The organism is Candidatus Brocadia sp. (genome assembly GCA_021646415.1).
Lineage (GTDB): Bacteria > Planctomycetota > Brocadiia > Brocadiales > Brocadiaceae > Brocadia.
The window spans coordinates 87,864-103,022 of record SOEU01000003.1 but is presented as its reverse complement, the minus strand read 5'-3'; the positions used below and the strand labels follow the sequence as shown (position 1 = coordinate 103,022).

The following is a 15,159-nucleotide window of genomic DNA, read 5'->3' as shown; positions in this document are numbered from 1 at the left end:
AAGAACCCAGAGGATAAAAGGACTGATTCCGTGGAATAACAAAGCAGTGTTGTAATGAGAAGACTCAAACTATCGAAATGCCTTGCTCTCGATGGTCATTTCGGCTATAAGGGGATAGATGTTGACCCAAAAGCGTGTTTTTTGCCCGGCTAAATCTCGCAATGCTGCTTGCCCCACCGATCCTTGATTTTGTTTCGATAAACGGCATTTCCAGATTAAAACCATTGCCTGTTTATTGTGCCGATACTTTGCGGTTAATGGCTTTAAAAGGAAAAGACACTCCACAGTTTTATGACGGATTGAATATATCTTTGGAATGCCAATTCGATTTTGTTGTAGGCAACCCGCCTTATTACAAAATAAGGAAACTCGATCAAGGCATAAAAAATGCTTTTGCAGAATCTATTTACGGACATCCCAATGCCTATGGCCCTTTCATTCATGCAGGAATTGAGATGTTGAAGGCAAATGGGAGATTAGGTTTCATAATTCCCCGTTCCATGCTTTCAGGACTTTACTTTAAAAATCTTAGGGAATTCATAGAAAGAAACACATCAATTAAGGAAGTGGTTTACATCTCCGATCGGAAAAAAGTATTTGATAATGTATTGCATGGCACAATGATTCTATCACTGAAACGAGATAAGCAGAGTAGAGAAAAAGTTATGATCTCTTTCATCAAATCACTGAAAGATATGGAAAATCGTCATGCAGAAATTAGTGTCGATAGAGACAGAGTAATCCAGCGGCTTAATGGCACAACCGTATGGTTTGTTGCCAACACTTCAGAGACATATGTCATCATCGACCGAATAATTAAGGAACATCCACTGTTGTCAGGTCATGAAATTAACTGCCGTGCAAAAACAGGACAAATTGTCTGGAACAGAGTTAAGCCATTACTGGCAACAACAGAAAAGTCTGGTACTTTACCATTGGTATGGGCAACAGATGTCGGAAAGTTCAGCTTCTCTTTTAACAGAATGGGAATGGCAAGACCTTGTTTTTTGAAACTCAATTCAAAAACAGAATGCCTTGTTGTTAAAGGCCCATGTATTCTTGTTCAACATGTCACTGCGGACGAGCAGCCTTCACGCATTGTAGCCTGTATACCTGAGGAATTTTGCAAAATAGAGCGCAATGGATATTTTGTTGAAAACCATTTGAATGTTATTCAACTCGTAATAAAAAATTCTGAAACAGACATTTACTTTATTCTCGGTATTCTAAACTCAGAGGTTGTTGAGTTCTTTTTTCGTGCCATGAATGGCAATACTCAGGTTTCGGCGACAGAGTTAAATCTTCTTCCTATGCCAACGGGTAAATATAATTATAAAATTGCAGATATTGCAAAAGAAATTCAAACAACAGAAGAAGCAAAGAGAGAAAAACTGCTTAAAGAATTGAATGTTTTAGTGGCTAAAGCTTATGACTTAAATACGAATGAACGCAGCTTTATAAAGAGACACCTCAACGAAAGGGAATATGACAATTCAGGAAATTAAAACTATTCTTGAAAAATTAAATTTTCCCCAACGATTCGTTTCTGAGCAAACAGTTGTATGTATAATGGCGTTGACTGATAAAACTGAAAGAAAGGAATTGTTACCGGATCATAAAAGCTTGAGCGAAGGAGCCAGAATCCATGACATTCTGAATTTTGCTAGAGAGGAATTGGGAAAACAAGTTGCGGAAAATACACGAGAAGCATACAGAAAGACCTCTCTTGCGCCTCTCATGAATTATGGCTTAGTGGTTAGACATCAACTCAGTACTAATGACCCAAATACATACCATAGACTTCATCCGGATTTTGAATCTTTATTTTCAGAGAAGAATACTAAAAAACAACAAAAGCTTATTTCCGAGTTACGAATTAAATCAACAAAATTAAGAGAGAGGCCTAAACGCATAATATCTCAACTTAGTGATGTTAATGTACAAATAAACAGCGAGAATATCTTTTCTCTTAGTCCTGGCACGCATAATATTCTTGAAAAGGCTATTATTGAAGTATTTGGCCATGCTTTTTTAATTAAACCACAAGTAGTATATCTTGGAGATACAGCACCAAGAAAAGGTTATCAAAATCGTGTATTAATGAGACGTTTGAATCTTCCCATTGATACTGCTGAATCATTGCCAGACGTTATTCTTTTTCTGAACATGAAAAATATCTTGTAATTGTTGAAGCAGTAACAAGCAGTGGTCCTATAAATCCCATACGCCTTGAGCAATTACAGAAGTTTACGAAAGGACCAGATAAATTGGGCCACAAAATTAGCTACGTTACCGCTTTTCCTTCCCGTGCTATATTCAGGAGATTTGCCGAAGAGATTGCATGGGGAAGCAGTGTGCGGATTGAGGATGAGCCGAACAATATTGTGCATTTTAAGAGGATTAGAACGTGACTAAATATCTCTTTGAAATTGCTGAAATAATTGCACAAGGACCACGCGACAAAGAACTCATGATAAATATCGACCAAACTTATTCTGAAGTTGAGAAGGAAATAAACTTTTTATTTGAGGATAGAAGCAAAGCAATTGAGATGTTGCATATAGTGTTTCCAGATGGAAAGTATTTAAATTCAGAATTTTATAAAAAACTATCAGATATTCAACACTACCTTAAATTTAAACCAAAGGCATACCTGCTAACAGGATTTTTGTGGGTGGAGGCTTATAAGTTATTGCCTCAACCTAGCGCAAAGGAATTGCTACGACTTCTAATTGATAATAAAAGTATCAATATATTTAGTGTAATACATTCTCTTCCAGTCTTTCTGTCTGAAATAGAACTGTCTCCAGATTTTGCATCTTATTGGTTTTATTCTTTTGTAAAAAAAGTAGGAAGAGGTTTTGCAAGTAACGGGGTTTATCAAGCAGTTGAGAACTACGCTTTTAATTTTTCTGTTTCTGGATTAAAAGTATTCGAGAAGTATATTTCCGACGAATTAGACGAAAACAGGCTTCATCTTTCAGCAATAATTCTTGGCTCACTTAGAGCCGCTTCAGAAACAGATCGTGTTCAAAAAGAAACATTAGAAAAATGGGATAACAAGCTTGTAAATAACTCACATAAAGAAATGAGAATTTGTTACCACAGGTCTTGGCTAATACCATTTTTCAGAAAGTTAGTTTCTATTGAACAATTAAATACAAAGCTAACACTCATGATGGAAGGTTCTCAAGAAGAAAAAACAGAAGCTTTCAGTGTTTTGCATAAATGTCTACTTAGTAACTTAAAAGATGAAAATTTTCTAAAATATTCTCTTCAGTGGTTGAATAAAAATGTTTCTAATAGAATACCAGATCTTGCAAAGTACTATGTTACGCATTCAATATTTATGTCAAGCAGTGAAATAAAGAATAAACCTGACTATGTAAATGATGCAAATAATTTAATTGTTAAAATACAACCTGTATCACATGGCAATACTGGGATATGGGAAGATATTGAACATTATTTAGTTGATTTATTCAATGCAGATAAAGAGTCATTTTATAACATTTTAATCAAACTGTTAGCGGCAAATTTCGAAGGTTTATCTTGGCAAATCAAAAATAACAAATTTGAGTACCTTTTATCTAAGATAAAAGAATCTGATATAGGTAGTTTCATAACCGATTTGATGATTTCTTTTGATAATAAAAAAAAGGTTGTTTGGCTTTCTCCTTTTTCAAAAAATTAAAATATCCTCTTTTGATGAAAACACTTTAAAAAAAGCACAAGTAATACAGTTGCATTTGCTCCTTCTAGAATCTATTCGAAATCTCTTTTCGGGCGAAGATATATCCAGATTTATTATTATGCTAGAGCCTTATTTACAGAACATCAGTGCTGAATTAAAAAACGAATTCAAAGATGAAATGATAACACAAGCAATCAATTATCCGGGGAAATGTCTTAATAATTGGAAAAAGATCAATACTCCCTCTAATCTTATTAAAGAAATCATAGAATCAGCAGAACAGTACTTTAAAAAACTAGAAAATATAAGTCAATCATCAGCAATAAGCTTTATATTCCCAGAATTAAAAAATTCTTTCGAGATAGAGCGTAGGGAATTTTCAAGAAAAGTTTCGAAAGGTGCACATGAAGAATCGATATTATCAAGTCTTTGTAAAAAAGTGGACATCATATATGGAAAACAATGGTGTGTAATGGTAAACGGTAAATTGGGCGACCCTACACCGCTGAAGCGAATATCAAAGAAATTGATTTGATTGGATGGGTACCGCCTGTTAATTGGGCAAAAAGAATTTTAAACAGGGATTATCACGGGAACTAAAAAATACTAAATTTATTCAAATGCATATTCAATAGTCCTGTTGTTCATCCAAGGGACTTTAATCTTCGGTAATGAGTTAACAAAGTCCATAATCATTGGGTTAAAAGATTTTTTACCGAATTTTACTTGAACGGTATCAGGAGCAATAGTAATTTTTGCATCACCCTCAATGAAGCTTCTATAGGTAGTCTTTGGTTTTGCTCTTTCAAATAATTTAAACTTGCCAGATAGTGCCTTATAAAGGGTATTGGCAATCAAGGTCATTGCAATATCAAAATCAACCTTTACGATTACTGGAGAAGAAAGGGCATTGAGGCTAAAGAAATCAATGTTTTCCTGGATATTGTTTTCAATGAGCCAGCGAAGGGCATAGGTTTCAATGATCTCTTTTGCGCTTGTTTCAAAATCATTCGTGATGATGAGCATGGGGAGTTCCCGGCCTGTGCCAGTAACGATAATTTGCCGAAGGTTGCCTCCATAGTCTTTCATGACAATAGGCGTTTCATGGATTTTTAAGAGCTGGTATTTACGAGAGGGAATGGTAAGTTTGATGTGTTTCCATTCCTTGTCAGTGCCGATGTCTTGAAGTACGTTCTTGCCACGCCTCTTGAGAGTTATAAACTTGATGCGAAAGTCTTTGTCGAGTACATCGAGGTTTTTATAGGTTGTCAACTTTGAATCAAATACCAGACATCCAGGGAATGTGCCGTGGCTTTTATGATAAAATGAGACAAAGTTAAGAATTTCATCAGGCGCTTCTTCCCTTGAGAGTTGGCCATTCGAGTAACAAAGATAAGTCGTGTCAAGGTCTTGGGCAAAGAAACACAGCACGCTTTTCATGGCTTTCCCACGAGTAGGTACCCAGTGATTTTCCAACTGGCTTTCTTCTCCCCAGTGAGGAATCGCGTGGAAGTCCAGATTAATGTGCCTGCCCTCGATATAGCCCTTGCCCTTGAGCACGGTATTCCATTTTTTGAGGAGTGTGACCACAAACTGATGGGGATTGCGATATGAGTACTGGGTTATAGCTGCAACTTTAGGCAGGATATTGAGTCCTGCAAAGGTACCCAGGCCGTAATCAAAGTTAAGGTCTGCCACATGAGAGAGTCTCTCTTTTCCGATAAGTTTTAAGGCAACAAAGCTCATGAGATAGTTGATCCTGGGTATCTGCCCAGAACCATAAAAACCCGTTTCGCGAAAGATAGAATCGAGTTTCATCTCTAAGATTAACGGGATAAAGAGAAAGATGCCTCCATAGGAGGTCCTTACAAGACTATGGGCAGCAAAGTCCTTTACATTGGCTATCTCTGATGGCTCCTTAGCCCTTTGCAAAGCAGCCCGTCTTTCTGCATGTGTTCTGCGAAAGAGTTTTGCAAAGCCTTCTGCCTGAAGTACCTGATGTATGGTTTTGGAAGTAATGGTAACACCTTCACGCAAGAGGACTTCTTCGATCTCATCGATAGAGTAGTTTTGTTTTCTCAACTCAATGATTCGTCCCTTGCATTTGAGGGTAGCAGGTCGTGGTTGTTTTGGCCCTTTCATAAGGGGGAGAAAAAACGGTGGTAAAGAACCGGATAGAAAATCTCTTCGTAATGCATTGATGGTATGAACAGAGCAACCGAACCTCTGAGCAACTTCTTTCGCGCCCAATTCGTCTACGAAGGAAGTCCTCAGTGCTTCGTATCGTTTTTGCATCGGATCGGATGGATGGAGAAAGAAGTCTTTTGATATAGTGCGCGCCCTCTTAATAGTATTAATTAGGTAAACTATAGCAATAATGTATATTGTTATAATTGGCTTGTCAATATAAATAACGTTGAATTTACAGGTGTTTTTTAGGATATAGATGTATTTTTATCATTTTTGCTTATTTCATATATTGATAACAATAAATACTATTGTCTCGTTGTGGGCAAAATCGTTTGCTTGCCATTATTCCTTTGAATTCAAATAGTTATACTTATTGTGGCAGTTCATAAAACGTCACGTATTTAGTATTTTTTAGTTCCCGTGATAATCCCTGTTAAATAAATTGTTGGCAAGGAGGTTTAAGTATGAGTACAAGAATAAATACCAATATTGGCGCTTTGAACGCCCTGAAGTCGTTGAATGATATTACGAATCGAATGTCCGTTGCCCAATTACGTTTGGCTACAGGTAGAAGGATTAATACCGCGGCTGATGATGCAGCTGGTTACTCTATTGCAAAAAAGTTTAATGTCCGTGCACAAGGTCTCGGCCAGGCGTTAAACAACATTGGATCAGCCAAAAACCTGTTATCAGTTGCAGAAGGCCATTTGAACAATATAGTTGACATCTTGACGCAGATGAAGACAAAGGCGACCCAGGCAGCTGATGACTCGCTTGGTACGTCGGAGCGTACGGCTATTAAAGCAGAACTTGCTGCATTGGCAACACAAGTTAGTCTTGAAGTCACACAGGCTACATGGAACTCCAAAGCAATATTCAGCGGTACCGGTTCAAGTAATGCCACTGCTGGTAATGTACTGTTCAGATTTCAGATTGGTGCGGGAAACAGTACTACCAACGATTTACTGCAGTTTAACTTGCTGAAGACCGGTAATGTCAGCTTGGAAAGTGGTAATACGGGGTTTAAGGCTACTCAGTTAAGGCTTGATGCTAGTGGAGGAACGCGTCTCAGTGGTAATACTCTTGCAGGTTCATTATTAGGTTCATCAGCATCTGCACAGGCATTGATGGGAAGGATAGATTACGCTGTTGCTGATGTATCAGAGGCACTGAGCTATATTGGGTCTGTAGTGAACCGACTTACCTATCAGGAAACAAGCCTGACTGTGGCGAAGACGAATACTGAAGCGGCAAGGAGCCGAATTGAGGATGCAGATATGGCATATGAGCAGTTAGAGGCAACGAAGTTGCAGATATTGCAACAGACGGCTAGTGCAATGCTTGCACAGGCAAATACAGGACCTCAGGCAATACTGAGTCTGTTTAAATAAATAGTGTAGCTGTCTACTATAACCAGCGACAATAATTAATAAGGAAAAAAATCCCCCTCAATCCCCCCGTTTACGGGGGGATTGAGGGGGGAAGCCGAAGGCTTGATTTAATGCTAAGAAATTTCAAAGCAACGACTGTAGAGCGACGAGGCACGTTGCTCTACAGATGAAAAGCCATAGTAGGGTGCGTCCTGCGCACCATCCATACGTTGGATTGTTTTGGTGCGCAGGACGCACCCTACCCAAGCTGTTCTCGTGGGACAGGCATCCTTGCCAGTTATCATTGCAAAAAGAAATCTTACGATGTCAAAATTCCTCATATTCGTTCGGAGTGACAAGCAAGTCGTTGGGTTTTTGTCTTTTAAAACCCAACCTAATTTAAGCCGTTCACTATAATATGAAAATTTCTGGTTGTACGAACTTATTACTATGAATTTTCCTGGCCGGGGCTGAACTGTTACAAAACGGATAATTGCATGACCCAACTTTCTGCCTGCCTTATTGTCAAAAATGAAGCAACGCTTCTATCCCGTTGTCTTGAAAGTATCCGTTCATTTGTGGATGAAATTATCGTTGTGGATACCGGCTCGAATGATGGTACCGTGGAGATTGCCCGTAACCATGGCGCACTGGTGTATCACTATGCCTGGATAGATGATTTTTCAGCAGCCCGCAATGAATCGCTGTGCCATGCCAAAGGCGATTGGATCCTTTATATTGATGCAGATGAAACCATTGATGCAGTAAATGCTGCTAAGATTCGGCAGGTAATTATACGTAAAGATATTACGGCTGTCACCGTTCGTCAGTGTATTCCCCAGCAAGCTGGCAACGTTGCCACTGCCCTTTATAGCGAATACTGTCGTCTCTTTCGTCGTCATCCTGCTATACGGTTTGAGGGTAAAATACATGAGCAGATCCTTCCTGCCATCGAGAGGCAAGGTGGCAAGGTGTTATGTACAGACATTGTGATTCATCATTGGGCATATGCTGCAAGTGAAGAAAAAAAATATCGCAGGGCAGAACGAAACCTCCGTTATTTATTAACAGAATTGGATAGGGTTCAGGATGATCCGTTTTTGTACTTTAATTTGGGGATGACTTACCGGGAGCTTGGGCAACGGGATGCGGCGATTCGTTCATTTCATTTGGCACTTGCCTGGGATGATGGCCGTATCAAGCGCGAACTTTTGGGCCAGGCACACCTGAATCTTGCCAAAATATATTTAGAATCCGGAGACGGTATAAGTTCTGAACGTCATGCTCAGATGGTTGCCGCATTTGATCCTGTAAACCCACTACCCGATTATATACGTGCGACACTTGCTGTTGGAAAAGAGCAATTTAAAAAGGCAATCTTTCATCTCGAGAAAGCATTATGTATAGCCAAAGGGAAGGCAGGTATGTTTTCAAATGTAGAATTAAACCTTGCTCAGATCTATTTGGAATTAGGTAGCTGCAGGTGTGCGGCAGGTGATTTCTTAAATGCGGAACATGACTTTGTCTGCTCTATAAATCTTGATCCTTCAGTTGCAATGCCTTTTCTTTTGCTCGGGAACTGCCGTTTCATGCGTGGGGATCTGGCAGGTGCCAGCGAGATGTTCAAACGCGCCCTGTCTCTGAATCCATTACTGGAAAATGCCCGTCAAGGTCTTGCAATGTGCCATCCGAATGAATAGCAATAAATTTATGATTCACAATTCGATCGATTCAGATCATATAGAGTGCATTTATGGTGCTATCCTATGAGCTGAAGTTCGCGTTACACAAGGAGCGATACTAATTTATTTGCAGAAAATGTTAAAATTGTTTTATAAAAACTTAAATAGTTATGGAACAAAAGGTGACCGTTGAAAGATACCTGCAACAGGGAATTGAATTTGTCAAACAAGGTATGTTGCATCATGCCCTTGCACTTTTTGAAAAGATTCTAAATGTTCATCCCGAAGATCCCCAAGTACTATTTAACATTGCTGTAGTCCTTGATCAACTAGGGCAACGGGAAAACGCATTGTCGTTGTTACATCGGAGTATGGATGCTGATCCAGCTTTCGCTAATCCACACTATTACATGGGTAGATTGTACCTGCAAGCACGACGCTATTCTGAAGCATATTGTGCATTTCGTGATGCAATTGCTCGCGATGTAGAATTCGTTCCTGCTTACGAGGGGATACGAATAGCATCATCTGCTATGGGTCAATTTGCGATGATGGACAAGGCGGACATTGTATTTTACACTGGCGGTCACCCGTTTCATGGGAGGACAATAGAAGAAAAGGGTCTGGGGGGAAGTGAGAGTGCCCTTATCTATATAGCTCGTTCTTTGGCCGCAAATGGAAAGCGGGTTCATGTTTTTTGTAATTGTGATCAACCCGGTGAATATGATGGTGTACGTTACGGCAATCTCGTCGACTTTCATATCTACCGTAAACAGTACTCGTTGCCAGTGATGATTTCGTCGCGTTCTTTACGTCCGTTCAAGGTAGCAATGCAGTCACAGGTGCGCATTCTCTGGATACACGATGCAGTTAATGTGCCTTTCCTGGAAGGCGAAGATCCAGCCCACATACCGATGGATTGCATCTTTGCAATTAGTCATTGGCAGAGGGATGAATGGTCACGTCATTTTGGTGTTCCTATCGAACGTTTCTTTATAACACGCAATGGTGTGGATTTAACCATGTTTCGACCGGCCGAAAAAAGGAGTCGCCGTCGCCTTATTTATGTTAGCCGCCCGGATCGGGGTTTGGATGTTCTGCTGGAACTGTTTCCGTACATCCGGCAGAGAGTCCCAGGTGCTGAGTTGCATATCTATTCATATCAACTGCCAGGCGATAGCATGGACGAATGCATCTGCCGGAAAACACAACAGCCCGGGGTTTACATGCATGGAAGCTTACCCAAAGCAGGCTTAGCTGCTGAGATGGCCCTCGCTCGTCTAATGGTTTATCCCTGTATCTGGCCAGAAACTTCATGCATTGCCGCCATTGAAGCACAGGCATCAGGAACACCAGTTGTTACGAGCACTCTAGCGGCTTTGTCAGAAACGGTACATGACGGAGTAAGTGGATACCTTATTCCCGGTAACCCTCATACTGCTGAATTTGGACGTCGCTTTATCGAGGTTGTAGTTACTCTTATGAACGATGATGATATGTGGCAAAGGTTAAGTCTGGGTGCTCGTTATCGCAGTGAGTTACTCCACGATTGGACTGTTATTGCTAAGGAATGGATGGCAGAGTTGAAGAGGCTGACAGACACAAAGAAACGTGGTTTATAATATTACAGATATATTAAAGTTGAGGACATGACATGTTCCTATTTGACTATGACGAATTCCCCACTATTTGTGAAGGGGAGACATGGATTGCTCTATTTGGTTTTGGGTGTTTTGTGCTAGGTTGTATTGAGCAATCAGACACCTTACAGATCTTTTAAATGTACTTAGGCTGAAATTTTACAACATTATCAATTGGCTGTTTATAATAGTTATTTAATAATTTTAACCTATCGATAGTTTCTTCGGGTGGTATTTGTCTTATTACCTTGTTTGTATTTGAATCTTTAACACGGGTAACAATGATGTGTAAATCTTTTTCTATTGAAAAAGCAACTTTTGTCCCAATATTAATGTGTGTGATAGGCGAAGATATTTTTTGGGGAGGATCATTTATCTTTGATGACGCAGATGGAACCCTATTTTTAATAGCCACATATTTGTTACTGGATAGTGTGATATGATATTTATATACGCTGACAGGATGGATATCATGAGTTTCCATACATCCACTCCTACAATTATAGACTATCAGGATTGTTTTAAATAATTTCCCGTTTATACGCTTGTATTTAAATTGTATTAATTTGGTTTTTTGAAAAATTCCTGCAATGTAGGGGAGAAGTATTTGTTTAAATCAGTATAGGCAAGTTCATCCTTTTGACAAATGCGTCACCCCTACCATGCTAAAATGTATAGATATTTTCAAAAAATTAAAATGTTATTATAAATCTAATCTGAAATATTTTGACAATTGCTGTAAACAAGGCATTGTCCTTATAGGCTACATGATTGTAAAGTTTCGGTTTGAACGCTGTTTTGTACTTGAATCCATGTTTCTCGTAATTCCTTCAGGATCTTTAAGGTAGACTCATAATTACCCCGTTTAATTTCCCGCATACAATACTCGTACAATCTGAACAAAGAATTGGCGATTTCTGCATAATCAAAGTTAAGAGAATCAATTAATTCTGCAAGTACCGCACATGATTTGGTTTCGTCTTTGCGGTTGCATGCAGCGATTCCCGCATCATAAGCTTTAATCAGTAGTTGAACCGGATTTAATGTCATAATTTCCTGTTCTAGATAGGCATTACTCATCTTTTTTGTAGCAATCATAAGTATCTAACCCTCCTTAAAAAAGTATTTCCAGTGAATTTTATTATTAAAAGTTTTATTATCCACAAACATCAACAAATGATGGCGTGTTGTTATTATGTTTTTTTAAATTACTCACAAAACATTTACCTTCCTTGATCTTTTCAAGATTGAAAGTAATGTCTTTAATGCGATGTTTCATTAAAGCTACATTTTCTGTATCAAGAGAAACTGTGGCAACCAGTAGCTGTCGAATTATTTGTAACAATCCTTTTATTTGAAATTTTGATTCATTACCGGCAATATCATGATATTCTTTAAAAGAATCAAAATGTATTTTTGATACGGTTAATTTCTCTATGAGTAACTCCCTCCCTTTTATTTTTTCCCACAGAGCATCCTCATCACAACCCTGCGTTAACATTTCTTTGAGCTCGCAGGTGCAGTGTAAAAGTAAATTGTAATCTTCCAGCTGACTGAAAAGGAGTTCTTGTATGTCTACAAGTTCTTTTGTTTGCTGTGACAGTTTGGATTTGTCATATGTAATGTGCATTTTCCGATTATTGTCTTAAAAGAATTGTGGGTTATAAAAAGATTGTGTGAGGGATGTTATCTGGTTACCTTGAAGCACAAGGTTATTCAATAAGTCCTGCATTTTATAAAATTGTTGGCGATACTGATTCTCTTTTATCGCTAAACGTGTTTCCATTCTGCTTAATCTAGTATCAATATCAGTTATTTGTTTACTAATAACGTTTTTTGTTTCATCAATTATTGAGCTTCTAATGGATGAGGAACTCTCTACAAAAGGCTTTAAAAGTGTTTCCAGTTTCTTCGCGACACCATTTGTAGAATTAAATAAATCTTCAACCGCTCTGGAATTGGAAGTAATGGCATTGTTAAATTTCGATGTATCCGATAGGCTCGCCTTTAAGCTGCTGCTGACGGTAATGCCAATTTCATGTAGGTAGTCAGGATTTCCTGCAGTAAGTCCTGATATCTGTTCTGTTATTTTTTGAAATAATTGGCTTCTGAGGGAAGTAAAGGTCGCATTTCCTGCAAGCGGTCCCCGTGCCTTTGTGCTTGTATTTACGCTCGATTTATCCTTTATATATTCTGTTACTGTATTAAATTTATCCAGGAAGCCGGTAATCTTGGATTGAATTGCACTGGTATCCTGCTTCACTGTTACCGTTGTATACGTGGTATCTGTATAGCTTGAGACATTGGTATTTTTGAGGGTATAGGTAACGCCATTTATCGTAAAGGTGTTTGTATTTTTGGTTATCTCATCAGCCGCATCAGAACTATTAATAGTAAAATTCGCATCGGTACCTGCTGTTGCAGTAGCGCCAGACAACTTTAGTACACTCATAAGGTTACCACTTACATCTGATAGGGTAATTGTATCCGTGCTTCCGGTTGCTTTAGATTTAATAATCATCTTGTCGAGGGAATTATCATAGAATGCGTTTACATTGGCTGTGGAACTGTTTATTCTGGAGATAACATTATCTAATGTGTCCGTATCAGTATTATATGTGATCGTTACGCCATTAATTTTAAAACTACCGCTCGTAGTACTGGTCAGTGTCGTATCGAAATTGGCCTTACTTAATAAGACATCACTCTGAATACCTGTATTGCCGTTACCGGTATACGTACCTGCGGTTATTTTTGCCTGCGTGAAAAACGGATTTGTTCCTGTCTCTGATATAACCAGATCCGTGCTTCCGCTCTTTTGTTCAATATAAAACTTATCTTCCGTCTTGTTATAATAGATGTTTGCATTTGCAGTGACATCAGTATTTACAGCATCCATAAAAGCCTGAACGGTATCGTAATCGGATAAAGTAAAAGTCTGACCGTTGATGGTTACCGTACCATCCGGAGTGCTTGTAAGTCCAGCGTCAGAAAAACTTTTCGATACATCGATAACACCAGAACCTGGAGCTACCTTTGTGGTGCTTTTAGCGGCGGATTTGCTGATTAGTTCACTGGTGCTCTGGATTGAAGCGCCGGTGGCTAATTGTTTAACACGAATCTGAAATGTTCCCACAGCTGCGCCAGTACCTGCGGATGCTGTTAGTTTTGTTTCGTCGCTGGAACTGGATGTTCTTGAATTGTATATAGAACTTGTACTAGTACTAGACAAATCTCTTGCGGCTGTTAGAAGATCAGAAAGTTTGGATTTTAAATCGCTATAAATATTTAAACTGCTATTAAGGCTGGTTTTTTTTGTATTCAGCGATGTCAGCGGTCTCCGTTCCAAAGCCATAAACTGAGTAACCAGTAAGTTGATATTGGAACTAGCACCAAACGCGGATGTTATAGATGATGATGTGGCCATATTTTTAAACCTCCTGGGAGGGCGTTTCCTAAAACATATGCATACTATGTTCAAAATAAAACTGGGGATGGGTTTTAAAACCCATCCCCAGCAGAAAGCCTTTTTATCTGAAAAGGCTTAATATGGACTGCGGTCCTGAATTTGCTTGGGCGAGCATTGAGCTGGCAGTCTGTTGTAATATCTGTAACTTTGTTGCATTCAACTGCTCATACGCCATGTCTGCATCCTCAATTCGGCTTCTTGCTGCCTCGGTATTTGTCTTTGCCACAGTCAAGCTTGTTTCCTGATAGCTAAGCCTGTTCACCACGGCACCAACATAGCTCAACGCCTCTGATACATCGGCAACAGCGCTGTCTATTCTACCCATCAATGTTTGTGCTGATGCTGATGAACCTAATAATGAACCTGCAAGGGTATTACCACTGAGACGCGTTCCTCCACTAGCATCAAGCCTTAATTGAGTAGCCTTAAAACCAGTATTACCGCTCTCCAAGCTGACGTTGCCAGTCTTTAACAAGTTAAATTGTAATATGTCGTTTGTGGTACTGTTTCCACCACCTATTTGAAATTTAAATAGTACGTTACCAGCAGTAGCATTGCTAGAACCGGTACCGCTAAATATTGACTTGGAGTTCCAAGTGGCCTGCGTGACTTCAAGATTAATTTGTGTTGCCAAGGCGGCAAGTTCAGCCTTAATAGCTGTACGTTCTGATGTACCAAGTGAGTCATCGGCTGCCTGGGTCGCCTTTGTCTTCATCTGTGTCAAGATGTCAACGATATTGTTCAAATGACCTTCTGCAACTGACAAAAGATTTTTGGCCGATCCAATATTACTTAATGCCTGACCAAGGCCTTCTGCACGTGCATTAAACTTTTTCGCAATAGTATAACCAGCTGCATCATCCCCTGAAGTATTGATCCTTTTGCCTGTAGCCAAACGTAATTGAGAAACAGACAAACGACCAGAGATATCTGACAGCGACCTCAGAGCGTTTAACGCATTAATATTTGTATTAATTCTTGTACTCATCCTTAACCTCCTTGTTTTATTGTTTTTTCCCGTATTCCATAACGAGAAGAAACTAGTTTATTCTATCTAAATATACAAACATCATTTTGACCGGTCGGTTACGTCTTTAAACATTTCAAGGTACCT

Annotated in this window: 14 protein-coding genes; 8 read left to right on the top strand and 6 right to left on the bottom strand. The window is 39.1% G+C overall.

Annotated elements, in window-relative coordinates; all coding sequences use genetic code 11:
• Nucleotides 1-161: 161 nt before the first annotated feature.
• Genes E3K36_04275 through E3K36_04255 form a run of 5 tightly spaced genes read left to right on the top strand, consistent with a single transcriptional unit; the run spans nucleotide 162 to nucleotide 4,229 of the window.
• A complete protein-coding gene (locus E3K36_04275) occupies nucleotides 162-1,505 on the top strand; it encodes a hypothetical protein (GenBank protein MCF6154467.1) in 1,344 nt (447 codons plus the stop codon).
• The gene (locus E3K36_04270; protein MCF6154466.1) at nucleotides 1,486-2,184 is read left to right on the top strand and encodes a hypothetical protein; all 699 of its coding nucleotides are present in this window, start codon (nucleotides 1,486-1,488) and stop codon (nucleotides 2,182-2,184) included. The genes E3K36_04275 and E3K36_04270 overlap by 20 nt, the downstream gene beginning before the upstream one ends.
• Nucleotides 2,136-2,411 (top strand): hypothetical protein, encoded by a 276-nt coding sequence (locus E3K36_04265; GenBank protein MCF6154465.1) that lies wholly within the window; start codon nucleotides 2,136-2,138, stop codon nucleotides 2,409-2,411. Before E3K36_04270 ends, E3K36_04265 begins: the two co-directional genes overlap by 49 nt.
• A complete protein-coding gene (locus tag E3K36_04260; GenBank protein ID MCF6154464.1) occupies nucleotides 2,408-3,694 on the top strand; it encodes a hypothetical protein in 1,287 nt (428 codons plus the stop codon). The genes E3K36_04265 and E3K36_04260 overlap by 4 nt, the downstream gene beginning before the upstream one ends.
• Entirely contained in the window at nucleotides 3,645-4,229 is a 585-nt protein-coding gene (locus E3K36_04255) for a hypothetical protein (protein MCF6154463.1), read from the top strand. The genes E3K36_04260 and E3K36_04255 overlap by 50 nt, the downstream gene beginning before the upstream one ends.
• A gap of 77 nt (nucleotides 4,230-4,306) precedes the next feature.
• Here E3K36_04255 and E3K36_04250 read toward each other — a convergent pair whose 3' ends face one another.
• Nucleotides 4,307-5,989, bottom strand: coding sequence for a hypothetical protein (locus E3K36_04250; protein MCF6154462.1), 1,683 nt, complete (start codon nucleotides 5,987-5,989; stop codon nucleotides 4,307-4,309).
• A 359-nt stretch (nucleotides 5,990-6,348) separates the two neighbouring features.
• On the opposite strand from E3K36_04250, the gene E3K36_04245 reads away from it, so the two are divergent.
• From E3K36_04245 to E3K36_04235, 3 genes are all read left to right on the top strand, one after another.
• Nucleotides 6,349-7,275, top strand: a complete 927-nt coding sequence (locus E3K36_04245; protein ID MCF6154461.1) for a flagellin — start codon at nucleotides 6,349-6,351, stop codon at nucleotides 7,273-7,275.
• Between the two features lie 476 nt (nucleotides 7,276-7,751).
• Nucleotides 7,752-8,954, top strand: coding sequence for a glycosyltransferase (locus tag E3K36_04240; GenBank protein MCF6154460.1), 1,203 nt, complete (start codon nucleotides 7,752-7,754; stop codon nucleotides 8,952-8,954).
• A gap of 152 nt (nucleotides 8,955-9,106) precedes the next feature.
• Complete coding sequence (locus E3K36_04235) at nucleotides 9,107-10,558, top strand: glycosyltransferase family 41 protein (GenBank protein ID MCF6154459.1); 1,452 nt, start codon at nucleotides 9,107-9,109, stop codon at nucleotides 10,556-10,558.
• Nucleotides 10,559-10,712: 154 nt separating this feature from the next.
• Here the strand turns inward: E3K36_04235 and E3K36_04230 are convergent, their stop codons facing one another.
• The 5 genes from E3K36_04230 to E3K36_04210 all read right to left on the bottom strand — a co-directional run bounded on the left by E3K36_04230 (nucleotide 10,713) and on the right by E3K36_04210 (nucleotide 15,033).
• Nucleotides 10,713-11,060, bottom strand: coding sequence for a hypothetical protein (locus tag E3K36_04230; GenBank protein MCF6154458.1), 348 nt, complete (start codon nucleotides 11,058-11,060; stop codon nucleotides 10,713-10,715).
• 272 nt (nucleotides 11,061-11,332) lie between these two features.
• Nucleotides 11,333-11,674, bottom strand: coding sequence for a flagellar protein FliS (locus tag E3K36_04225; protein ID MCF6154457.1), 342 nt, complete (start codon nucleotides 11,672-11,674; stop codon nucleotides 11,333-11,335).
• 58 nt (nucleotides 11,675-11,732) lie between these two features.
• Entirely contained in the window at nucleotides 11,733-12,077 is a 345-nt protein-coding gene (locus E3K36_04220) for a hypothetical protein (GenBank protein MCF6154456.1), read from the bottom strand.
• Nucleotides 12,078-12,221: 144 nt separating this feature from the next.
• The gene (locus tag E3K36_04215; GenBank protein MCF6154455.1) at nucleotides 12,222-14,003 is read right to left on the bottom strand and encodes a hypothetical protein; all 1,782 of its coding nucleotides are present in this window, start codon (nucleotides 14,001-14,003) and stop codon (nucleotides 12,222-12,224) included.
• A 103-nt stretch (nucleotides 14,004-14,106) separates the two neighbouring features.
• Nucleotides 14,107-15,033, bottom strand: coding sequence for a flagellin (locus E3K36_04210; GenBank protein ID MCF6154454.1), 927 nt, complete (start codon nucleotides 15,031-15,033; stop codon nucleotides 14,107-14,109).
• Nucleotides 15,034-15,159: the final 126 nt, after the last annotated feature.

Coding starts and splice junctions, on each gene's coding strand:
- E3K36_04210 (MCF6154454.1), bottom strand. CDS start 15,033: ATGAGTACAAGAATTAATACAAATATTAATGCGTTAAACGCTCTGAGG.
- E3K36_04225 (MCF6154457.1), bottom strand. CDS start 11,674: ATGATTGCTACAAAAAAGATGAGTAATGCCTATCTAGAACAGGAAATT.
- E3K36_04250 (MCF6154462.1), bottom strand. CDS start 5,989: ATGCAAAAACGATACGAAGCACTGAGGACTTCCTTCGTAGACGAATTG.
- E3K36_04235 (MCF6154459.1), top strand. CDS start 9,107: ATGGAACAAAAGGTGACCGTTGAAAGATACCTGCAACAGGGAATTGAA.
- E3K36_04270 (MCF6154466.1), top strand. CDS start 1,486: ATGACAATTCAGGAAATTAAAACTATTCTTGAAAAATTAAATTTTCCC.
- E3K36_04240 (MCF6154460.1), top strand. CDS start 7,752: ATGACCCAACTTTCTGCCTGCCTTATTGTCAAAAATGAAGCAACGCTT.
- E3K36_04230 (MCF6154458.1), bottom strand. CDS start 11,060: ATGGAAACTCATGATATCCATCCTGTCAGCGTATATAAATATCATATC.
- E3K36_04220 (MCF6154456.1), bottom strand. CDS start 12,077: ATGTTAACGCAGGGTTGTGATGAGGATGCTCTGTGGGAAAAAATAAAA.
- E3K36_04275 (MCF6154467.1), top strand. CDS start 162: ATGCTGCTTGCCCCACCGATCCTTGATTTTGTTTCGATAAACGGCATT.
- E3K36_04215 (MCF6154455.1), bottom strand. CDS start 14,003: ATGGCCACATCATCATCTATAACATCCGCGTTTGGTGCTAGTTCCAAT.
- E3K36_04245 (MCF6154461.1), top strand. CDS start 6,349: ATGAGTACAAGAATAAATACCAATATTGGCGCTTTGAACGCCCTGAAG.